Annotated in this window: 23 protein-coding genes; 21 read left to right on the forward strand and 2 right to left on the reverse strand. The window is 29.5% G+C overall.

The window, feature by feature from the left end:
* Positions 1–486: 486 nt before the first annotated feature.
* From LGK95_RS22560 to LGK95_RS19060, 7 genes are all read left to right on the forward strand, one after another.
* Complete coding sequence (locus LGK95_RS22560; RefSeq protein ID WP_264174613.1) at positions 487–609, forward strand: hypothetical protein; 123 nt, start codon at positions 487–489, stop codon at positions 607–609.
* Between the two features lie 60 nt (positions 610–669).
* A complete protein-coding gene (locus LGK95_RS19035) occupies positions 670–1698 on the forward strand; it encodes a DUF1646 family protein (RefSeq protein WP_226126496.1) in 1029 nt (342 codons plus the stop codon).
* 117 nt (positions 1699–1815) lie between these two features.
* The gene (locus tag LGK95_RS19040) at positions 1816–2547 is read left to right on the forward strand and encodes a glycerophosphodiester phosphodiesterase (RefSeq protein WP_226126497.1); all 732 of its coding nucleotides are present in this window, start codon (positions 1816–1818) and stop codon (positions 2545–2547) included.
* 303 nt (positions 2548–2850) lie between these two features.
* A complete protein-coding gene (locus LGK95_RS19045) occupies positions 2851–3762 on the forward strand; it encodes a carbohydrate ABC transporter permease (protein WP_226126516.1) in 912 nt (303 codons plus the stop codon).
* Complete coding sequence (locus LGK95_RS19050; protein ID WP_226126498.1) at positions 3762–4583, forward strand: carbohydrate ABC transporter permease; 822 nt, start codon at positions 3762–3764, stop codon at positions 4581–4583. Before LGK95_RS19045 ends, LGK95_RS19050 begins: the two co-directional genes overlap by 1 nt.
* Before the next feature lie 36 nt (positions 4584–4619).
* On the forward strand, positions 4620–5978 hold the full coding sequence (locus LGK95_RS19055; protein ID WP_226126499.1) for an ABC transporter substrate-binding protein: 1359 nt from the start codon (positions 4620–4622) through the stop codon (positions 5976–5978).
* Between the two features lie 63 nt (positions 5979–6041).
* Entirely contained in the window at positions 6042–7151 is a 1110-nt protein-coding gene (locus tag LGK95_RS19060) for an ABC transporter ATP-binding protein (protein WP_226126500.1), read from the forward strand.
* A gap of 52 nt (positions 7152–7203) precedes the next feature.
* On the opposite strand, the gene LGK95_RS19065 is transcribed toward LGK95_RS19060, so the two are convergent.
* On the reverse strand, positions 7204–7395 hold the full coding sequence (locus tag LGK95_RS19065) for an alpha/beta-type small acid-soluble spore protein (protein ID WP_226126501.1): 192 nt from the start codon (positions 7393–7395) through the stop codon (positions 7204–7206).
* Between the two features lie 325 nt (positions 7396–7720).
* Here LGK95_RS19065 and LGK95_RS19070 point away from each other — a divergent pair, with 325 nt between their 5' ends.
* From LGK95_RS19070 to LGK95_RS19115, 10 genes are all read left to right on the forward strand, one after another.
* A complete protein-coding gene (locus LGK95_RS19070; RefSeq protein ID WP_226126502.1) occupies positions 7721–8446 on the forward strand; it encodes a LytR/AlgR family response regulator transcription factor in 726 nt (241 codons plus the stop codon).
* Between the two features lie 38 nt (positions 8447–8484).
* Complete coding sequence (locus tag LGK95_RS19075) at positions 8485–9747, forward strand: sensor histidine kinase (RefSeq protein ID WP_226126503.1); 1263 nt, start codon at positions 8485–8487, stop codon at positions 9745–9747.
* A gap of 133 nt (positions 9748–9880) precedes the next feature.
* A complete protein-coding gene (locus LGK95_RS19080) occupies positions 9881–11026 on the forward strand; it encodes an efflux RND transporter periplasmic adaptor subunit (RefSeq protein ID WP_226126504.1) in 1146 nt (381 codons plus the stop codon).
* Positions 11019–11705 carry an ABC transporter ATP-binding protein gene (locus LGK95_RS19085; RefSeq protein ID WP_404814475.1) on the forward strand — a complete coding sequence of 229 codons (687 nt, stop codon included), beginning with the start codon at positions 11019–11021 and terminating at the stop codon, positions 11703–11705. Before LGK95_RS19080 ends, LGK95_RS19085 begins: the two co-directional genes overlap by 8 nt.
* A gap of 2 nt (positions 11706–11707) precedes the next feature.
* Complete coding sequence (locus LGK95_RS19090) at positions 11708–12889, forward strand: ABC transporter permease (protein WP_226126505.1); 1182 nt, start codon at positions 11708–11710, stop codon at positions 12887–12889.
* Positions 12890–12959: 70 nt separating this feature from the next.
* Positions 12960–13358 (forward strand): hypothetical protein, encoded by a 399-nt coding sequence (locus LGK95_RS19095; RefSeq protein ID WP_226126506.1) that lies wholly within the window; start codon positions 12960–12962, stop codon positions 13356–13358.
* A gap of 106 nt (positions 13359–13464) precedes the next feature.
* Positions 13465–14208 carry a hypothetical protein gene (locus LGK95_RS19100; RefSeq protein WP_226126507.1) on the forward strand — a complete coding sequence of 248 codons (744 nt, stop codon included), beginning with the start codon at positions 13465–13467 and terminating at the stop codon, positions 14206–14208.
* Between the two features lie 40 nt (positions 14209–14248).
* Complete coding sequence (locus LGK95_RS19105; protein WP_226126508.1) at positions 14249–15172, forward strand: ABC transporter ATP-binding protein; 924 nt, start codon at positions 14249–14251, stop codon at positions 15170–15172.
* A 1-nt stretch (position 15173) separates the two neighbouring features.
* Positions 15174–16166 (forward strand): ABC transporter permease, encoded by a 993-nt coding sequence (locus LGK95_RS19110; RefSeq protein ID WP_226126509.1) that lies wholly within the window; start codon positions 15174–15176, stop codon positions 16164–16166.
* Positions 16167–16806: 640 nt separating this feature from the next.
* A complete protein-coding gene (locus LGK95_RS19115) occupies positions 16807–17847 on the forward strand; it encodes a hypothetical protein (protein ID WP_226126510.1) in 1041 nt (346 codons plus the stop codon).
* A gap of 83 nt (positions 17848–17930) precedes the next feature.
* Here the strand turns inward: LGK95_RS19115 and LGK95_RS19120 are convergent, their stop codons facing one another.
* Positions 17931–19754, reverse strand: a complete 1824-nt coding sequence (locus LGK95_RS19120; protein WP_226126511.1) for a MutS-related protein — start codon at positions 19752–19754, stop codon at positions 17931–17933.
* Positions 19755–19949: 195 nt separating this feature from the next.
* Here LGK95_RS19120 and LGK95_RS19125 point away from each other — a divergent pair, with 195 nt between their 5' ends.
* The 4 genes from LGK95_RS19125 (at position 19950) to LGK95_RS19140 (ending at position 23494) form a co-directional block, all read left to right on the forward strand.
* Positions 19950–21164 (forward strand): hypothetical protein, encoded by a 1215-nt coding sequence (locus LGK95_RS19125; RefSeq protein ID WP_226126512.1) that lies wholly within the window; start codon positions 19950–19952, stop codon positions 21162–21164.
* A gap of 191 nt (positions 21165–21355) precedes the next feature.
* A complete protein-coding gene (locus LGK95_RS19130) occupies positions 21356–22153 on the forward strand; it encodes a hypothetical protein (RefSeq protein ID WP_226126513.1) in 798 nt (265 codons plus the stop codon).
* A gap of 253 nt (positions 22154–22406) precedes the next feature.
* Positions 22407–22940 carry a (d)CMP kinase gene (gene cmk, locus LGK95_RS19135; RefSeq protein ID WP_226126514.1) on the forward strand — a complete coding sequence of 178 codons (534 nt, stop codon included), beginning with the start codon at positions 22407–22409 and terminating at the stop codon, positions 22938–22940.
* An 80-nt stretch (positions 22941–23020) separates the two neighbouring features.
* Complete coding sequence (locus LGK95_RS19140) at positions 23021–23494, forward strand: DUF3888 domain-containing protein (protein WP_226126515.1); 474 nt, start codon at positions 23021–23023, stop codon at positions 23492–23494.
* Positions 23495–23904: the final 410 nt, after the last annotated feature.

Raw genomic sequence — 23904 nt, forward strand, 5'->3', positions numbered from 1 at the left:
AACTAAAAACAAAACTGACACCATATGAAAAACGGTGTCAGCTTACGTAAATTCAAGATATTCTATGGTAGGGGTTTATTTTTAGTGTCCATTAACCATGGTTCAGTTCATAGGTTGGGGGTTTTTAATTTCGAGGTATAAAGGTTTCAAGTTCTACATATAATGAAAATGTACGTTATTTAGCTTCTAATAAGTATAAATCAGCTCCTAGATATGCACCTATAATAGGGGGTAGTATGTATACCATTTCTAGATATAATTACAAATAATTTATTTATCAAATAATAATTGAGTTAATTTAAGTTATATAGTATTATATATTGTATAAACTAATATTTTTTATCGGTTGTACAAACTGAAGTTTAGTTTGATCCGAGAATTTTGTTCATAGGGTAGGCAATTCTTATTTGAGTACCCACTTTTTTATTTTATTATGGTATATTAAAATTTATATGTGAGTACTAATGTAAGGAGGAGATAATGTGAATGCCTAACATAACATATGCTTGTAATTTGATTGCTATGGAAACGATTACGAGATTTGATTATGTTATTTTTATACTACAACAGAAAGTTGAAGAAGAAAAGCTACAACATAGAAGCAAATAAAAAGTTGGATTATTATCAATATAAGAACACTAGACAATAATTTATAATATGGAGTGAGTGATGATGACCTTTTACATGTTAATTTTACTTCTAGCAATAACTTTTGTATTACCAATCGTATCAAGAAAAGTAGAAAGAAATCTTGAGTTTTTTCTATTTTCGGTGGGGTTATTAGCAGCTATTACTTCCGGAGTTTTAAATAAAGAACTTTTTTCTAATATATTGCAAAATAAATTTATATATATAATAACCTTTGTTGTGTTAGTAGGCGGATTTTTATTTAAAGCACTAAATACACATATAGAAAGAACATTAAAACATATTTTAAAACGTGTCCCATTAAGGATATTTGTATTTTTATTAGTCGTAATAATAGGGCTTTTATCAAGTATCATAACTGCTATAATAGCTGCGCTTCTACTAGTAGAAATAGTTAATATACTTCCAGTTAGCAGAAAAAACAAAATAAATATTAATATAGTTTCATGTTTTTCAATTGGAATGGGGGCAATATTAACACCAATAGGAGAACCATTATCTACAATTGTGGTCGCTAAGCTTAATGTGGATTTCTGGTTTCTTTTAAAGCATTTTAGTATTTATATTATACCTGGTATATTTATTTTTGGGCTTATTGGAGCATGGTATGGAAAACAACAAAAAATTGAAACAGTGAATAACTTCAAAGTTGATATAGAAGAACCGAATAAAGTAATATTGATAAGAGCCATCAAAATTTTTCTGTTCATTATAGCACTAGAATTACTTGGAGAGGGATTTAAACCAATAATTGATCGTTGTATATTACCTCTTGATACTCGTTATTTATATTGGGTTAATATGTCATCGGCAGTGCTCGATAATGCAACATTAGCTGCTGCTGAAATAAGTATCAAAATGTCGCCAACACAAGTTAAAGCTGTGCTAATCGGATTACTTGTTAGTGGAGGAATGATGATTCCAGGTAATATACCTAATATTATTTCTGCTGGTAAATTAAATATTAAAACTAGAGAATGGATTAAACTTGGAGTTCCACTCGGAATGATTACTATGGTTGTATACTATGTAATTTTATTTGTTATATAAGTAAACATTTACAAGGTTATGTTAAAAAAATCACACTTTTAACATAACCTTTACTTAACAAAATTATTTATATGTTACACTATTTCTAATAATAAAAATGTTATTGGAGGTAAATGTATGATAAATAATTATGCCCATAGAGGCGCTAGTGCGTATTATCCAGAGAACACAATGATTTCCTTTGAAAAAGCAGTAGAACTTGGAGCAAATGGAATTGAAACTGATGTTCAAATGACATCTGATGGAGTACTTGTTCTTATTCATGATGAATATGTCAATAGAACCACGAATGGTGAAGGTTTAGTAAGAGATTTTACATATGATGAATTAAATAAATTGGATGCAGGTTCTTGGTTTGATAAAAAGTATAATACTGAGAAAATACCAACCGCAAAAGATCTAATTATATTTGCTAAAGAAAATAATATAATCTTAAATTTAGAGCTGAAAAATGGTGTGATTGTATATCCTGGAATGGAGGAAAAGCTCATAGAGATGATTTATAAATATAATTACGAGGACAAAGTAATATTATCTAGTTTTAATCATTATTCTATGGTGCATTGTAAAGAGATTGATAAACAAATTAAAACAGGGATTTTATATATGGCTGGCCTTTACCAGCCAGAAGTGTATTGCAAACGTATTGGAGCAGATGCATTACATCCTTACTTTTATTCAGTTAATAAAGAAATCATCGATAATGCCAAAAAAGAAGGGATTTTAGTTAATCCATTTACTGTGAATGAAGAAGATTGTATGAAAAGTTTAATTAAAGCTGGAGTGGATGGTTTAATTACTAATTATCCAGATAAATTAAAGAGAGTTTTATTAGATGCCAAAAAATAAATAGCCATTTAAGATTACAAAAATGTCCTGTTGTTTACTTAAACAACAGGGCCTTTTATTTTTTACTTTCATATTTTTATCCATATTTTTAAAGTTTAAACAATATTCGATTTAACTTATCGTTAACAGTAACTATGTTTTACCTTAACATAAGTTAGATAAAATGGTAATTGTATTTAATTATTATATTTTAGTCCGAAGTATTAAATTATTAATATAACAACAAAGTATGCATCGGTCTAAAAATGATTATGAAATGATAAAAAATATGACAGGACTTGAAGGGGGACTATAGTGAGTGAAATTATTTCGAAGAAACAAAAAATATCCAAACTAGAGTCTAAGAAAACTAAGACTAGCTTAAAAGCAAAACTAGAACCATATGCATTTTTATTTCCTAGTTTATTGATATTCGGTTTGTTTGTTTATTATCCATTTTTTAAAACTTTATATATGAGTTTCGGATTAACAAATGCTCGTGGAGAATTTCAAGAGTTTATTGGACTTCAAAACTATGTAGAGATATTTACATCTCCAGATTTTATAAATAGTTTAATTGTTACAATGGAATTTGTTATTATGACAACTATTCCGTCTGTTGTAATAGGCCTTGCTTTAGCACTACTTGCTAATAATAAAATAAAAGGGATCGGCATATCAAAAGTAATGTATGCTGTTCCAATAGCAGTATCTTCAGCATCTGCAGCAATTATTTGGAGAATAATTTTTCATCCGAGTATAGGAATGCTAAATAATATATTAAAAACAAACATTGGGTGGTTATTAGATCCCAAATGGGCACTATTATCTGTGGCATTCGTAACTATTTGGATGAATGCAGGAGTTAATTTTATATTTATTTTTGCAGGACTAAAAAATGTTCCACAGGAAATACTTGAAAGCTCATCTATAGATGGAGCAAGATACTTTACAAAGTTATTTAAAATTATTATGCCTATGATATCACCTACATTATTTTTTATGGTTTTTATGGACATTATGAATGCATTTCAATCATTTGGACAAATAAATATATTAACAAATGGTGGACCTGGTAATTCTACAAATGTATTGGTATTTTCTATTTACAGAGAAGCATTTTTTAATGGTAGGTTTGATACCGCATCTGCTCAGTCGATTATATTATTTATTCTTATGGCTGTTATAGCAATGTTTCAATTTAGTTATGAAAAGAAGGGAGTGCATTATTCATAATGGAAAATAAAAAAAGTAGTGTAATTTTACTTATTTCCAATATTTTTGTTGGAATACTTATGATTTCTCCGATTTTGTATGCACTGTCAGTAACATTTATGACATCAGACCAAATTCACGCTATGCCACCAAGGTTATTGCCGAAAAGCTTTTATCTTGGTAACTATAAAGATGTATTTGCTACAGTACCAATATTTAGATTTATATTTAATAGTTTTGTAGTATCAATAGCTGTAACTATTGGACAAATTTTAACATCTTGTCTTAGTGCTTATGCTTTCGCATTTTATGAATTTAAAGGGAAAAAGATTTTATTCATAATTATGATTGCTACAATAATGATACCTGGAGAGGCGATTATTATTTCAAATTATTTAACAATAGGTTCTTTAAAGTTACTTGATACCTATACAGGACTTATACTGCCTTATTTAGCATCAGCTATGGGAATTTTTATGATGAGGCAATATTTTTTAACAGTCCCTAAAGAATTGAGAGAAGCATCCATTATAGATGGATGTAGTGGAGTTCAGTTTTTAATTAAAATTCTTATGCCTATTTCTAAACCTATAATTTCGTCTCTTGGAATTTATATCTTTTTATTAACTTGGAATCAATATATGTGGCCGCTACTTATAACTAGTAAACCTGAAATGAGGACGGTTCAGATTGGCATGACTATGCTTCAATCTGCAGAAGTACAATCATTTGGAATGATGCTTGCAGGTATAATAATAATAATAATCCCATCTATATTTATATTTATAGTTGGTCAAAAACAATTAATTGATGGAATGACTTCAGGGTCAGTTAAAGGGTAGCAATAGAATTATGTATATTTTAAGGGGGATTTATTAATGAAAAAAAGAATTATTTCAACGATACTAGCAGTTGTGGTCTCGGCTTCAATGCTGGGTGGTTGTGGTAGCAAAACTAAACAAGCAGGTTCTACAACAAATGCTAAAGCAGAACATGTTGACATAACATTTTGGCATGGTATGGGTGGGGACTTAGGAGTTGCACTTAATAAATTGGTAAAAGATTTTAATGATTCTCAAACGAACATAACGGTTACCGCTCAATTTCAAGGTGATTATGATGCCGCACTTAATAAATTAAAAAACTCTCAATTAAGCAATTCTGGTCCAGATGTTATGCAGACTTACGATATAGGAACAAGATATATGATTGATAGCAAGGCTACAGTTCCAGTTCAGGATTTCATTGATAAAGAAAAATATGATATATCTAGCTTAGAGCCAAACTTGCTTGCTTATTATACTGTAGATAAGAAATTAAATTCAATGCCTTTTAATTCTTCAACGCCTATACTTTACTACAATAAAACTGCTTTCAAAGCAGCGGGACTAGATCCAAATACTTCACCCAAATCTTTAACTGAGGTTGAAGCGATGGCAAAAAAACTTGTAAAAAAAGATGCGAAAGGTAAAGTAACTCAATATGGATATTCAATGCCTATATACGCATGGTTCTTTGAACAATTTATGATTAAGCAAGGAAAAAACTATGCTGACAATGGCAACGGAAGAACTGGCGCTGCAACAACAGTAGATTACAATAAAAATGGTGGCGGACTTACTATATTAAATGAATGGAAAAAGCTAGTTGATTCAGGTAATGTAGGGAACTTTGGCCGCAAAACTGAGGACACTCAGAATGCATTTATGGCAGGAAATACAGCAATGTACTTGGATTCTACAGCATCTCTAAGTTCAGTTTTAGCTGGCGTTAATGGTAAGTTTGAGGTAGGAACAGGATTTTTACCTAAAGTTAATGAAACAGATAAAGGTGGCGTTTCTATAGGGGGAGCTTCTCTTTGGATAATGGATAAAAAAGATACAGCAAAGCAACAAGCATCTTGGGAATTTTTAAAGTTCATGGTATCTGCTAAAGAACAAGCATATTGGAATGCGAATACTGGGTATTTTCCTGTAAACAAAAAAGCTTATGAACTTAAAGAGGTAAAAGATAATTTAGCTAAATACCCACAATTTCAAACAGCTATAGACCAATTGCATGCATCTACTCCAGCATCAAAAGGCGCATTACTTGGTGTACTTCCAGAAGCTAGGGCAGCAACTGAAACAAATATAGAAACTATGCTGTCGGGAAAACAAACAGCACAAGAAGCCTTAGACAACGCAGCAAAAATAGCTAATAGTGCAATCGAGAAATACAATAAAACTAATAAATAAATTACGTAAGCACTGGAAGTAGTAATGCTTTCAGTGTTTTTGTGTATACAGGAGGTATCTATTATGTCGAACTTATCATTAAGACATTTAAACAAGGTTTATACGGGAAATGTAACAGCGGTTAAGGATTTTAATCTTGAAATAGAAGATAAGGAATTTATAGTTTTTGTAGGACCTTCAGGTTGCGGTAAATCAACAACATTAAGAATGATAGCAGGACTTGAAGATATATCACAAGGAGAAATATATATTGGAGATAAGCTAGTAAACAATGTGGCACCGAAAGATAGAGATATAGCTATGGTTTTCCAAAACTATGCATTATACCCGCATATGACTGTATATGATAACATGGCATTTGCATTAAAACTAAGAAAAATACCAAAAAATGAAATAAAACAAAAGGTTACAGGTGTTGCTAAAGTACTTGATATAGAAGATTTACTTCAGAGGAAACCAAAGGCATTATCAGGTGGGCAAAGACAAAGAGTAGCACTTGGAAGAGCAATAGTTAGAAATCCAAAGGTGTTTTTAATGGATGAGCCTTTATCAAATTTAGATGCTAAACTTAGAGCTCAAATGAGAACAGAAATATCAAAACTGCACCATAAACTTCAGACAACTTTTATATATGTAACTCACGACCAAACAGAAGCTATGACAATGGGAACAAGAATAGTTGTAATGAAAAATGGATTAATACAACAAGTAGATACTCCACGCATGATATATGAGCACCCCGTTAATATGTTTGTTGCAGGGTTTATAGGAAGTCCTCAAATGAACTTTATAGAGGTTAAGGTTCTAGTGCAAAATGGTGAAGTTGTGCTTGCTTTTAATAATGAAATTATAATATTACCAAAGGATAAAGCTAAAATCATAAAAGAAAAATCATATATAAATAAATCCGTTATAATGGGAATAAGACCAGAAAATATAGAGGATAGAAGTGATTTTATTGAAGAACATAAGGATGCAGTAATAGAAGCACAAGTTGAGGTTACTGAACTTATGGGCGCAGAAACTTATATTTATATGAAAAACGAAGATACAAATATTGTGGCTAGAGTTAATGGATCGTCGCCTGCTAAAGCTGGAGATAAGATTAAAATGGCGTTAGATGCTAGCAAAATTCATATATTTGATAAAAAAACTGAAAATACCATAATGTAGTAGATACTAAAATTTAAAAAAAAGAGCATCATCTAGGATGCTCTTTTTGTTATTACAAATTCTTTTCATAAGACTCAACCATTTTTTTTACCATTTGACCACCTACAGAACCATTCTCTCTTGAAGTTAAATCTCCATTGTAACCATCTGTAAGATTTACTCCTACTTCTTTAGCAGCTTCCATTTTAAATTTGTTTAATCCAGCCTTAGCTTCAGGAACTAATACTCTATTGTTTCTTGACATATATTTCACCTCCTTCATGTGATAATGATTTTCATTTCTACTATTATGATGCTCAATATTATAAACATTACTCCTAGTAAGTTATTACTATTTTAATATAATTTATGAGGTTTCTTGACAGATTATATAATGAAGTTTGTAAATAAAGATAGAAGAATGCTATAACAGGAAAAAAACGACTAAATATTATAAAAACTTGAAACTTTAGCCAGTACATAGTAAAATTAAGTCAGATAAGCTCACAATAAACGGCAATTATATATATAATTTCTATAATATAATATAATTTTATAAGCTTTGATAGTTAGTGCGTAGGGGGAAAAGTATGAATGTGCTATTAGCAGAGGACGATGAAATACAAAGAAAAAATTTAAAAAACACAATACAGCAGATAGATAAATATATAAACATATATGAGTGTGAAGATAGAGAAGAGGCTCTAAGAATTACAATTAATAATAAGATAGACATATTTTATATAGATATATCCTTAAAGAATTCGTCGGGATTAGATTTTGCAATGGATCTACGACAAATACCTCTATATGAATTTAGTTTTATTGTTTTTTTAACAACAAATGTTGAATATATAACTCAATCGTTTAAAAAAGTGCATTGTTATGATTATATTATAAAGCCTTATGATGCAGCTGAAATAGTAGATATGACAAAACGCTTTATAGCGCATAGTGAGAATACAAAAAGTGCGCCAAGAGATAAAGTTTACGTGATATTTGAACTTATAAAAGGCATTAGTTTAAAAGTATATGTTGATGATATAATTTTTATAGAAGTAAAGCTTAGAACATGTATGGTACATACGGTAAATGGTGCTTATAAAGTTAATGATTTAGGTCTCAAAAACATTCTTAAACTTATAAGTTGTTACAATATAATTCAGTGCCACAGATCTTTTGCTGTAAATGTTAATCATATAAGGGAGATTGTTAGTATAGATAATAGATTGAGTGAAATCTACTTTGAAGATTATGATAAAAGTGCTCTTTTAGGTTATAAATTTAAAGATACAATAATGGAACAATTTAAATAATTATATCTTTAGGAAGATTATGAGAAGGAGTGTATAAAATGTTAGGTATATTACAACAACTTTTAGCTAATGTTATTGAATTATTTATTTTTATGGTATTATGGTCAAACTTTTGTTTGAAAGATGAAAATAGTTGGTTGAAAAATTTATTCGTTATTTTAATAGGTACAAGTGTTATGATCCTAACTAGTAATGCAGACAAATACATAAATGTATTAATTAGTTACTCAAGTGTAATACTTTCTATAAAATTCATTTATAAAAGACGTCTTTTGAAGACGACACTAGAATTTATTATATTTAGTTGTATAAATTTTGTTATACAAGCAAGTCTTATTGCTTTTATGTCTATTATTGGATTTGCATATGCAGGTGAATTCATATGGAGAATAACTCTTCTATTACTTGAATTATCTATTGTTCTTATTATAATAAGATCTAATTTTGTTAAAAACGTAAGAAAGTTTATCGAATTAGAATCTAAAATATTGTTTTATTTTATAATCAATTTAGGATTATATGCCGTGTGTTCTAAATTAATATGGGAATATAATAAGAATATAATATTAAACAATTTGGTAGTATATATTCTCATAGTATCATTTATGTTATTACTAAATATATTTTTATATTATTATATAGTAAAAATAAGTGAAGATAAAAAAGTTGCAGAATTACAAAATAGATACAACCCTATTTTAGTTGATATAGTAGAGGAAATAAGACGTAAACAGCATGATTTTAGAAATCAATTAAACACTATTAATGCAATAGTAGAAATAACAAGTGAAAAAGAAGTCAAGCATGAATTAAAGAAGTTTATGTTATCACTTAAATGTTCCAATAATACTATAGAAGATATTTTATATATAGACAATATTATAGTTAAAGCCATAATATATAATAAATTGTGTGAAGCAGACAGATTAAACATAAAGTTAGTATTTCATGTAACGAATAATTCATTAGAATCTAGTTTAAGTGATTATGAAATTTCGGGCATTTTAAATAATCTTTTAGATAATGCTTTTGATGCTGTTACAACTGGCATTAACGATAAGGTGGTTATTTTAAATATTCGTACAGAAGGAACTAGTAACATTGTAGAAGTTAAAAATAGTGGAATAACAGTAAACCCTAGTAATATACAAAACATATTTAAAAGAGGGTTTTCTACTAAAAAAGGTAATCTCAGAGGATATGGTCTTTACAATATAAAAAAGATAGTTGAAAAAACAGGCAATAATGTTCAGTTATTATTTGAAGATAATTACACTATATTTAAGATATCATTTAAGTAAACTTTATAATCCATCTTTTTTTTCTTTCTATGTTGCCAGTAATGCGTTCTATGCATTAAGTATTGATTTTAATTGTAAATGCTTTACAATCTAAGTGAGAAACTATTTAATATTTGGGGTGGGAGGTAAATTTATGAAAAAGAAACATATTATTTTTATAGGAATTATTTTTGTAATAATACTAGCTGGAATTATTGCTTCTGTACTTAAAGATAATGATAAACTAGCTTTTAATAAAAGTGATCCGATATCTTTATATACAATACCGGCTAAAGAGAAAGTATTTGTAAATGGTATTATTGTTCCCGAGAAAGTGGAAAATATATATCAAGATGAAACAAAAGGAAATGTAAATAATGTTTCTGTTACTGATGGACAAGTAGTAACAAAGGGAGATGCTCTTTTTACATATAAAAGCGATGAAATTTCGAATCAAATTGATGAGGCAAAACAACAAATTGATTCCAGTAATGAGCAAAAAGAGAGATTAGTAATTAAAAAAAGAGATGCAAAAAAACTTTTAGCAAAGCAGCAGAAAGAAGCAAAAGAGCAAGTCGTATCTGTTGGTGCTACTAGTGCTTCAAAGGGTGCATCAAATGCGGCAAGTACTGAGGCACAGATTAGTGGATATGAGGACCAAATAGATGTTGTGCAAACTCAAATTGATACAACAGATGCTAAAGTGAAAAATTTGGAAGATAAAGAATTTACTTATGTGAGCGCTCCTATAGGTGGGAAAGTACTATTAAGTGATTCTAAAGATAAAACAAAGCCATATATTGTAATTGAGGCTACTACATTTTATGTGAAAGGAAGCATTAATGAAAAAGACCAGACTAAGCTTGCTGAAAATCAACAAGTGGATATACTTATATTCGCTATAAACAAAACAGTAACTGGGAAGGTAAAAAGTGTAGGGAATAGTCCAGTGGCGGCTGAAGCATCAGTTGCGGCGCAATCGGCAACAAGTACTGCGTCTACTGTATCATATTATGATGCAAACATATCCCTTGATTCTCAAGAGAATATTATTAATGGTTTTCATGTACAAGCCACTATAAAACTTAAAGAAGAGGATATGAAAATACCGAAGAGTTCAATACTCGAGGAAAATGGCAAACAATACGTGTTTAAGGTTGTAAGTAAAAAACTAACAAAAAAACAAATAACATATGAAAAAAGTAATTCTTCTCAAGTTATTGTGCTTAGTGGGTTAAGTGAAAATGACAGTATAGCAAAAACTTCTAAAGATATGAAAGAAGGTATTTCTGTTGAGTAAGCTTATTGATTTGATTAATATTAATAAGTACTATAAACTAAAGGATTCTAAGCTGCACGTACTTAAGGATATAAATCTAACTATAGAGCAAGGGGATTTTCTTATGATAATGGGAAAGTCAGGAAGCGGAAAAACTACACTTTTAAATCTTCTCGGTTTCCTTGACCATTTTGATATGGGTAGTTATATATTTAATGGTAAGGATGTTACCCATCTTAGCGAAAATCAAAGATCAGAACTTAGAAATAGTTATATGGGATTTATATTTCAGCAGTTTCACTTAATAGATTCTTTGAGCATTGGTCAAAATGTTGAACTTCCATTGCTTTATCGCGAAGGTAGTAATATACCTAAAAAAGAAAAAGTTCACCGAATAGAAAAATATTTAGATACGGTAGGATTGCTTCATAAAGAAAAGCAATCACCATCTGAATTGTCAGGTGGTCAACAGCAACGTATTGCAATAGCAAGAGCTCTCATTAATAATCCTTACTTGATTTTAGCTGATGAGCCAACTGGAGCACTAGACAGTGAAACTGGTGAGGAGATTATGAATATACTTAAGAAACTTAATGAAGAAAATAAAACAATAATAATGGTAACACATGATAGTGATTTAACTAAATATGCAAGTAAAGTAATCCATTTAAAAGATGGAGTGATAACAAAGGTGGATTAGATATGTCTATAATAAATTTAATCAAAACTTCATTTTATAGCCTGAAATCACACAAATTAAGAGTTTTCCTTACGATGATAGGAATAATCATAGGTATAAGCTCTGTAATAGCCATTTTGTCAGTTGGTAATGGATTAAAGGCAGAGGTAAATAAGTCTATGCAGGATTCTAGTGCAAATAAAATAAATGTTAATTTTGTGGGGGAGAATGCGGATGCGGATTTAAGTTTGATCGAGCCCTTTAGTAAATCTGATCCATTTAGTATTAGTAGGGTGGCTGGAGTAGAAAAGGCAGAGGCGTCTCGAGGGATTGCAGGACTAGGGGTTACAACTGGTGAGAGTACATACTTTGATAAAAAAGCAGTAATTATGCTAGAGAATTATGATAATAAGGAGCTAACTGTTAAGTATGGACGTTCTTTCAAAGCATATGAAAGTTCTAAAAAATTAATTATATTGGATTATAAATCAGCAGAAAGTCTTTTTAAATCGCCAGCAAAGGGCATTGGCTGTGGAATAACAGTAAATGGATCTATCTATGAGGTTATAGGAGTTTTAGGTGATGTAGGTACATTCTCTCTAACAGGAGGATCAAGTTATATTTCAAAAGAATCAGTAGAAGATATGAATTCGGATTCACTTATATCGAGTTTAGATGTTTATATAAAAGCCGGTGAAGATAAAGATAAGGTTTTTCAAAATATTAAGAATGAGCTTATGAAGGATCATCCTAATTTAAAAGGTGAATATAAACTTCAGGATCCTCAGGCAATTACTAAAGCTTTTGAGAAGATAATTGGAGGATTAACTGCTTTCATAGCACTGGTTTCTGGTATTTCTTTATTTGTTGGGGGAATAGGTGTAATGAACATAATGTATGTTTCGGTAACTGAGCGTCGACGTGAAATTGGTATTAGACGTGCTATTGGGGCAAAACCCAAAAGTATATTACTTCAATTCCTTTTAGAATCAATTTTTGTTACAGGTATCGGTGGTTTAATGGGCATATTTTGTGGCTTCATTTTCTGCAAAATAATTGGTGTTTTCTTGCCATTTCCTCCGGTTATGACCGTAGGTAGCATTGTGGGGGCAACTGCAACTTCTGTTCTTATTGGAATAATTTTTGGAATAATACCAGCTATTAATGCATCAAAAATGGATCCAATAAAGGCAATATACAAATAAAAATTAAACCGAAATCTTGGCGAAAGCCATTATGATATTATTAAAAAATATATTTATTGGAGGGATTTTAATGGAAAACATTCAAAAACCAAAAGTAGGAGCAGGTATACTAACGGTGTCAATTATTCAATTAGTTCTAATGGGGTTTACAATAATAGGACTTATAGCAAGCTTTTTTATTAAGGATCAGATTAAAGCAATGGGAATTCCAGAAACACCTACTTCTATTGTAGTTATCAGTTTAATAATTACAATAATAGTAATTTTAGGAATTGTTCTAATATTAATGAAGAAGGAATTAGGTATATATATGTATTTTGTTGCTGAGGTAGCAAATATTATGTATGCAATTGTAAGTACTGGATTTAAGCCAACTATTCTTATTTCACTTATACTTCCTGCACTTATGGCATTCTTCATATGGAAGAAAAAAGAAATATTTGCTGTTGAGACTAAAGTAAAGATGTAGGTATATAACATCAATTAACTATTTTAAATTGCACTCATTGAATGGACATAACCCAAGAGTTATGTCCCCAAAAGGGGTGCAATTAATCTTTTAGGGAGGTTTTTAAATGATAATAGGGCCTTTAAAGTATGAAATTAAATGGAGTTACGAGAGAGTTATTGCAGCATTTTTGGTTTATATATTGATTTCATCTGTTACAATGAGTTTTTTTAAAAACTACAAAATTATTAATACATCCTCATTTATTTTTGTGATTATATTCTTAAGTATAATAATATTTATTAAAATATTTAGAAGGTACAGTACGAATATTTATGGCAGCGAAGGATATCTTATGTTCACAAGTTCAAGCGGTGGTAAAAATGTTTTGGCTTCAAAGCTTATACCTGCACTTATTTGGATGTTCGCGCTTACATTAATTATGGTTTCATTAATAACATTACTTATTTTTAGCTTTAGTGAATTAAGTTATAGTATAGATTTTCAAAATTTTTATGTGATAAATAAGGCATATACAATAACTTATGTAATTGAGTATTTGTTAAACGTATTCCGTAGCGTGCTTGTAATGTATTTTTCAATTTCAATCTCAAAACTACCAATTTGGAAAGGGTTTAACATACTGGCGGGGCTTGGAACATATTTTACTATAGAAATTTTAAACTCTCTTCCTTTATTGATATTAAAAGATATGGCTAAATACGCAAAAACTACATCAGGGTTTTACGTTCTAGTAAAAGATTATTCGATGAATAATTTATTTGTTTGGTATATTATGGACGTAACAATATTTGTATTTTTGTTTTATGCAACATCATATTTGCTTAAAAACAGGACAAACTTAAAATAAATTTCTTATTAAAAACAATAACAATTCTAGGGGGTCCATCATGACAAGTGAAGTATTAAAAGTTGAAAAGTTAAAAAAAGTTATAGGTAAGCGTACAATAGTATCAGATATTTCTATTGAGCTTTCAAAAGGAGAAATATTTGGTTTTTTAGGACCTAATGGAGCCGGCAAATCTACTACTATTAAGATGATAGTAGGATTATCAAAAATTACTGAGGGAAATATATATGTTGGCGGATGCTCAGTGAAAAAAGACTTTAAAGGAGCAATGCGCAACATTGGGTGCATTGTCGAGAATCCTGATATGTATAAATATATGTCTGGACTTGACAATCTTAGAATATTTGCAAAAATATATGATGGTGTAGATGAGGCACGAATTAATGAAGTAATAAAAATTGTGGATCTTGAGAGGGCAATAAAGGATAAGGTGAAAACTTACTCTCTAGGTATGAAGCAGAGGCTAGGTATTGCTCAAGCATTACTACATAACCCAAAGCTCCTTATACTTGATGAGCCTACAAATGGTCTTGATCCAGCTGGAATTAAGGATATGCGTGAGCTACTTCGAAAACTTTCATCAGAAACTGGTCTTACAGTTCTTGTATCTAGTCATATCTTAGGCGAAATGCAACAGATGTGCGACAGAATTGGCATAATTAACAAGGGTAAAATAATAACAGTGAAAACCGTTGATGAACTTCTTAACATCTCGCAGAAAGGTGATAGAACAGTTCTGATATTAGAATCTGATGATAATGAAAAGGCCATTACACTCTTAACAAGCATGAGTATTACTAGTAGTATCCTAGGCGATGGAGTTCATATTGAAACAACTAAGGAACGTGTGCCTGAATTAATTAAAACATTAACTCTTGCAGGTGTAGGTATTTTTGGTATGGATAGACAAGAGACTCAATCACTTGAGGATGTATTTATGAAGCTCACAGGGGAGGAAAAATAATATGAGGAATTTTTTTACACTTGTTTCAATAGAAAACATAAAGTTGTGGAAGAGACTTTCTACAAAAATAATGTTAATCTTAATGATAGTAATTATAATAGCAGCAACGGGGATTGTGAAATATTATAATGCATCACACAATTCTCCAACTACAATAAAAGTTTCGCAAAATTGGAAACAAGAATTAAAACAAGGTGTAGCATTACAAAAAATTCAATTAAAACAAGCTGAAGATGGAACAGATAAGATGGCAAAAATGGCTATAGGATCATCAAAAAAGATGATTGCTGAAAGTGAATACAGAATTAACAACAATATTAAGCCAGAAACAAAAAATAGCATTTGGCAAAGAAGCACAGAGTTTGCTACAAGTGCTGGTTATAGTGCAATTATTGCACTTCTTCTAATAATATCATGTTCGGCCTTAGTTGCTGGCGAATTTTCTGAGGGTACAATGAAAATGATGATATCACGCCCTTATAAGCGGTATGAAATTCTTACTGCAAAACTTATATCTACAATACTTTATGGTCTTGTATTGTTGGTAATAACATTTTTGCTAAACTTTATATTAATAGGCATATTTTATGGATTCAACGGTATGGGAGCTAAGGAAATGATGTGGACGAGTAGTAAGATAGTATATATTTCAGCCATATTAAAAACATTTATTATTTTTGGCCTTGAATTTCTTCAAGTGCTTGTTTATGTAATAGTTGCTTTTACAATCTCAGCAATATCTCGTTCTCGATCAATTGCAACTGGATTCTCTTTATTCTTGCTTTTAGTTGTAAGTGGTATTATGCAACAATTAGCTGTATTTTTTAGTTGGTGCAAATATCTTCCATTTGCATTATCTAATTTAGCTGCATTTATAACTCAAGGAGCATATATTGATAATACAACACTATCACTTGCTATTGTTATATCTACTATATATTCTATAATATTTTGCCTTGCAGGTTATTGGGTCTTTGAAAAAAGAGATATTTAAAAAATGATAAAATAATTTACCGATAAGATTTTATGAGTCTTGTCGGTTTTTTAAATTTTATTTATAATAAATTTTTTATAAAAAATTGTACAAGCCTATGATTAGCTTATACAATTTTTTTATTTAATGTATGTTATTGAATCATTCAGCTAATACTAGATAAACTCCATATTTATCTATATAGTCTTCGTTTTTGCTAGCAAAATCGAAAAGAAAATAACCTTTTAAAATAGTAGTTATAGAAATTAGGATAATAAAATTTTTTAAAATTAATTTAATTTTCATAACATTTCTCCTTTCTCGATATTACTATGTTATTATTTTGCTCAAAAACGAGATTAAAAACCTATTGAAACATAGGAAAAATGCTAAAATATATACATGGTTCAATTGCTAATAAAAAATGGTTATGGAAATTAAATTACATAAAAATTCCAAAATATAAAGTTAAACAGATCACACTTAAACCAAGAATTGTGGATAAAAAAACAATATGTAATAAAAATGTGGAAAAAAAAACAAACGATAATTGAAAATTATTTTCATATAAATAACAAAAACTCTTTGTAAATAATCTTAAACAAAATTTTAAACAACGTTAATTGTGTTAATATATAAATACTAAGCTAAAGGGGGTAATATGGCCAAAAGTAATAAAATCAAAAAAAATAAACGACTAAGTAAGTATAAGTTGATAGGGCTAATGAGTGTTTTATTAGGAGGACTGGCAATTTTTGCATCTATTATATTGCATAATGATGGGATAACTCTTAAAAAAACTAGTTCAACAGAGGTCATAAATAAACTTAAGAATATACAGGTAAAAGGTGGACCATTTGAGTTAACTCAAAAAAATATAGATGAAGTATGTAATCTGTATTTTAAAAGCCCTAAAAGTAATGGAGATATGACTATTAATGGTGTTAATATTAAAATGGTAAAGGATAAGATTTTAATTAAGGCACTTATTAGTTATAAAAATCTTAATTTAGTATTTTCATCCGGAGGGAAAGTGAATTTTTCTAAAGGTACAATTACATATGTTGCTGATAATTTTAAAATAGGTAATCTACCATTACCTAAAAGCTTAGTAGTACCCAGCATCGTAAAGCTTAATAACAAAATATTATATGCTGAGGATAATTCAATAAAAATAAATTCAAAAGTAATTCCTTTTAAGATAAATAATTTTAAGATTACAAATAATAAAATATTAGGTTCTGCAACAACTCTTAACATGAAAAAGTTATTTGATGATATTGATAAGAAGAGTGAAGAAGAAGCAAAAGGCAAACCGGTTAAAGGTGATGAAGATTTAAAAAGAATAAGAGCAGAGGTTGAAAGATCTAGATTGGCTGCGCAGGAAAAGGAAAAAAACACTCAGGATGCTCTAGTACAAGCTGCAAATAAACGCCTTGCATTAACTAAAGTATACGATGAGCTAAAGGTTGCATATTCTCAAGTAGAATCTTCTAAAGAAAAGCAGATGTTATCTATAATGATTTCAAGTGTTGGCAGAATGAAATCTAATCCTTCTTACAATTCATCCCAAGATCAAGCTACTGTTAAGTCTATTTATGGCAAACTAGATTCAAATAGCCAGGAAAGAGTTAAGATTGTATTATTTACAAACGTTGATGGAGACAGTATTAGAGAATTAAGACAGTCGTTTGGTCTATAAAACACAATTAGACAAATAAATAAAACTATCAAAATACATGAGTATGTATTTTGATAGTTTTTTTAGCAATAAAAATTTTAGTACTATTTAGGAATTTTAATATCACTTGGGATTTCAAGACCCGCCATTTTCATTAGGTATAATGCATTCCTTGTGGTAGATACACCAGGCCTCAATTTATAGTCAAAGTACAGCTTATCATCTTTGTAATATTCTCTAAGGTGATAGTTTTTAACTCTTTTATTTGTTTTTTCTATGTCTCCTAGTTCTAAATCGTGAGTGGACACAAAACCTAATGCGTTTTCAGTGCTTAGCTTGGCAACTAAAATCTTGGCACCAGTATGTCTATCTATTGAGTTAGTACCTTTAAAGATTTCATCTAATAAGAAAAATATCGGTGTTTTATCTGTCGTAGCAGATACAAGTTTTTTTATTCTTAATAGTTCTGCATAGAAGGAAGAAATATTTTTTTCAAGATTATCACTAGTTCTCATGCAGGTATAAATATCCATTATGGAGCATATAAAACTTTCGCAGCATACAGGAGCACCGGCATATGCGAGTACTAGGTTAATGCCTGTAGTACGAAGAAGTGTACTTTTCCCAGACATATTAGAACCTGTTATTAAGAGAACATTTTGAGACTTTTCTATGTGAATATCATTATATACACGGCTTTCTCCGAGTAGTGGATGACCAAGATTCTTCGCAATGAAAACAGGAGATCCATCTTGGAATTTTGGCATTGCCCAATCGTTGTGTTCATAAGCTATAGTTGATAAACTATTTAAAGCTTCTATTTCACCTATTACGTCGAGCCAAGTTGATAAAGATGAACCACTTGCTTTTTTAAAGCGCTGTAGATTAATTAAACATTGATAATCCCAAAGTGCAATTACATTTATAGGGAAGTAATATATATTTTTTCTATCAGATATTACTGTTACGAGATTTACTAATTTTTTAATCTGAAAAGAAGCCTTCATCCCGTCCTTGTTTACAAGTTTTTCTTTTAAGTTTATTAAATACTCCGAGGTGAACTTCTTCTTTTCTATATGAATAAGTAGTTTATTATATACAAGAATTGTATCTTTATATTTATATACAGTGTCTAAATTTCTACTTACTTCTTTATATCCCAATAGAAGTAGTATTATCTGGAGCACAATGCCTATAAGGAATACCCTATATGATACCTGTGAAAAAATAAAAGATGAAAATAAAAGCGATAGAGTTATAATTGGCAAAAATCTTATTACAATTACTACTAAGGGTTTTAGAAAAAACTCATTTTTATCATCTACCCATTCAAGCAATGCATCTGGGTTGTGGTTTTTGTTCTCACTAAGTATTGCTTCCGCTGCAAATCTTTGTGTCCAACCAATATTTTCTGAAAGCTCTTTTATAGCATCTTGCCTTTTATGTATTTCCTCAGTATTGTATTGAGGTTTCGAGAGAGCGTCCTTCAATTTTTGTCTACCAAGATAAGTTATGCAGGTGTTTATCCATTGGAATAGGGAGTTTTTTCCGAAAATATCTAAATCTTTTGAGTAACTGTGATCCTCATCACTAAAGTCCTCACCACTATCAGGAAAGTCCTTCCAATTGTTGTCGACTCGTTTTAAACTATTTTCATTAATGTCGCATAAAACCGAGCACCTGATCTTGTTATGTTTAATTTTGTTATGTTTAATAGCCAAAGATACAAATGTGAGGATAGTAACAATGAATAAAAGAAGGCTTAAATAATAAGCAGTTCTTAAATAAAAGAAAACAGTAAAACCTAACCCAGATACAAAGACTATTAATCTTAATAGGCTTATGAAACTTATTGCCCCATTTTGTTTTTTTAATAAATTATCATAATGTTTTTTTCGATTAACATAAGGTGTTTTTTGTGTTCCCATAATACCCTCCTAAATGTTTGCTTTATTAGATACATAATACCATAATTAAGGCTTGGTCCGCAATTTTCTATATTAGTATAATATGACCAAATTAATTGATATATCATATAAACTATCTGTGAATTGAATGATTTAGAGTTTAAAAATATGATGAATGTGGTATTATATAAATGATAATGCAAAAAGGGGGAAAACATGTCGAATGATAAGAAAACAAAGGCCAATAAGAAGTTAAAGAAAACTATACTGATAGGGGTACCGATTATCTTATTAGGAACATTAGCAGTTTTTGCATATCTCATCTTATGTAATAGTGGATTCGTGCTTAAAAAATCGTCATCTACAGAGGTTATGGATAAACTTAAAGATATAGAAGGAAAGGGTGGAAAATTTGAATTAACTCAAAAAGATATGTATGAGTTAAGTGATTTGTTTAAGCCTAAAACTAAAGGAAACTTAATGATTAATGGACTTAATATAGAGATTGTAAATGGTGAGGTTCTTATTAAGGCACCAATTAGTTATAACAGGTTTAAAAAGGTTAATTTATTATTCAGTTCTAAGGGAAAACTAGATTTTTCCGATGGAAAAATTACATATGTACCTTATAATTTTAAGATTGGAAAGCTTACATTACCTAAAAAATTAGTAATGTCTCAAATATTAAAGTACAAAAACAAGATTTTTTATGTTGAGAACAATTCTATAAAAACCAATCCAAATGTAATTCCAGTTAGGTTAACAAGCATTAAAATTAGGGATAATAAAATATTAGTAATAGCTGCGAAGCCTGACACAATAATGTCTAAAGAAGATCTTAATAATGCAAGTGTTAATGAAATAGATAAACAACTAGATATAATAAAACAAAAGATACAAAGTGCTACTGGATTTATGAATAATGAGGAAAAGGCAAAAGCAGATGAAATTCTAGCCTCAATAAATGGGGTTAAAGGTAAGTCGATAACAGAAAAGAAAAAAGTAATAAGTAATATTAATAATGTCCTTAATGAAGAAACCAAACTAGCAACAAACAGTGAGAAGAAAAAGCAATTAGCAAAAATAAGTACAGAGGTTTCAAAAGTCCAAATGGTTACAGAAGAGAAGGGTAAAAAATCTCAAGAAAAAACTGAGGCAAATCGAGCTTCTTTAGCAAAAGCTAAAAAAGGTTTAAGTGAAGCATATGTAGAAGTAAAGACTGCTAAAGAACAACAGGTGATATCAAAGTTGCAATCAACTGTGGGTAAAATGGAAACTAATCAGTCCTATGATTCGACATCTGACAAAGTTTCTATTAAATCTAGTTATAGTACTTTGAATTCTGCCAGCAAGGATAGGGTTAAGTATGCATTATTTACAAATGTTGACCAAAAGAACATTCGGCAGTTAAAACAGATTTTTGGATTATAATATAAAGTTAAATAAAATTATCAAATACGTGGGAAGTATTCTGATAGTTTTATTTTTTATTATAATTTATGGAGAACGTTATAAGAAAATATGTAAATACAAATAGAAATTGTTTGTGAATTATTAAATTTTAAGTTCTAAGTTATAATAAATGTGGTAATATATTAAGTACAGGAAAAAAGGGGGAGAATATGGCTAGAACTAAAAAAAACAAATTAATATTGGTGCCAATTATTTTACTAGTGGCATTAGCAGCATTTGTATACATGATATTATATAACGGTGAAGCAATAGTTGATAAAACAGCATCTTCGAATGTTGTAAAAAAGATTAGTAGTCAGGTACTCAGAAATGTTGGACAATTTGAAATAACTCAAGCGGACATTAATGGAGCAATTAACCAATACTTAGAAGTACCTATGAGTAAGGGAGATATAACCCTAAAGGAAGTCAATACAGAAGTATCAAATAATAAAATTTTGATTGAAGCACCTTTTAGTTTTAAGACTCTTGATTTATTGTTTTCATCAACGGGTAAATTAGGTCTTAGTGATGGTGAAATTACATATAATCCTGATAATTTTAAATTAGGCAAGGTTTCATTACCTAAAAAGATGGTATTGGCCCAAATATCAAAACAAAGTAATAGTAATTTTTATGTTGAAGATAACCTAATAAAAATTAAAACAGACGCACTACCAATTGCTATAAACAGTCTTATAATTGAAGAAGATAAATTAGTAGGAACTGTTGGGCTCAAAGGTGCATCAACTAATAATCTAGACTCCTTAAGTGATGGAGAAGTTGACAGTCAATTAGATGCGGCAAAGCAGAAGATACAAGCTGCAACTTCATATATGAATGCAACTCAAAAGGAACAAGCAAATACAATTTTAAACAAATTAGAGGATGTTAAAAGTCAATCTTTAGAACAAAAGAAACAAGTTCTAAATTATGCTAATAATATAATTGCTAATGCTACAAAATAAACTTTGCCTTAAAACAAATAAACTATTAAAATACTCAAGAGGTATTTTGGTAGTTTATTTTTATGTAGTATTCTTATACAACTTGTGCAAATTTCGAATTAATCTAAAGATCAATATGGAAATTTATGTTATAATAATTATTATATATAATATAAAGAACATTAGGTAGATTTGAAAAACATCGTTTTTAATGTATACTTGGTATTATAACTCGACGGATTATTTGTTGAAATTTTCTTATATAGGAGATGAAATGAAATTGAAAATAACTATAACAGGAGGCCTATATTCTGGTAAGAGCTGTGTTGCGAAAGCTATAAGTGAAGCAATAAATTATACTTATTATAGTGTGGGTGAATTACAAAGGAAGTTAGCTGTAGAAAAAGGTATGTCTATCATGGAATATAATGATTATGTGTTTGATCATAATTTAGATCATGAAGTTGACAACAGGACTATGGAAATTGGAAGAGATAAAGATAATTTTATATTTGATGCTAGACTTGCGTGGTATTTTATACCTGATTCTTTCAAAATATATTTAAAAGCAGAAATAGATATCGCAGTTGCACGGGCAATGAAAAGTAAGAGAGGAAAGTCTGAAAATTATGCTTCAAAACAAGAAGCTAAAGAGAGGATAACTGAAAGAAGAAGATTAGAAGTAACTAGGTTCAACGATTTATATAATATAAATATAGATCAAGATAGTAATTATGATTTAGTTATTGATACATCCTATATGACGTTGGAAGAAGTAATAGAACAAATCCTAGAAAAAGTACGTTAATTTATATATTTCGTAATTATCATCTTTTTGTTTAAATTAAGCTATTTTGCATAGACTAATTATAAATATAGAGAAGAAGGGTGATTATATTGAAAAGATTAATAATTATATTAAGTTTTTTTGTTTGTTTTACATGTATCTTTTGTATAGGAAAATCTTTTGCAATAAATATAAATAAACCTTCTAATGATGAAGTGACTAAACTTCCTGAAGACTCGAAACAAAAAATAAGTAATGATGTGGTTATTTCGTTACTTATGCCATACATTCGAAAGGAAGTAAATAAATACTATAAACACTATTTAACTGAACCACCACTTGTTTTTCCATATAGTGTAGATATAATAAGTGCTAAAAGAGAAGGTGGAGTCGGATATTTAATAAAATTAGAACTTATAGTTCATCCATTTGTTGGAGCTATTAATACCATTGGGGATGATAGGATAATAATTAAGACTGGAGCATTTGGATCTGTCCAGATTATAAAATTTAAACACATTAAAAGTTATAAGTTACCATGGAATTATCAGTATTTAATAAAGAAAGCATATTGAACTAATCTATTGTAAATAATATGATGAAATATAAAAAAAACTTGTCTATATAAGACAAGCTAGTAAGAGGGTGTAAATTATTTTGTGTATTCTCTTTCTATAGGCAAAATAATTGAGTTATGTAATTTTAATAAGATATTATTTTAGTTTGATAAATGATGTTACCTTATCATTGCATCACAGTATATTATTTACATTTTTATTTTCTAATATACTAGTTAAATAATTGTTTTGTCGAGTAATAAGATGTAACTCGTGTTACAATTGATGATCTGTATAGGAACGGACAGCCTTCGGGCAGTCCGTTTTACTCGTTACTCGGAAGACTATAATTATAACTCTTAGGGGTTGGGGGCGGAGTCCCTAAACTATGCTCCTTCATTTAAAACTTCACTAAATAGTATATTAAG

The organism is Clostridium algoriphilum, from assembly GCF_020443705.1.
Classification (GTDB): Bacteria; Bacillota; Clostridia; order Clostridiales; family Clostridiaceae; genus Clostridium_AD; species Clostridium_AD algoriphilum.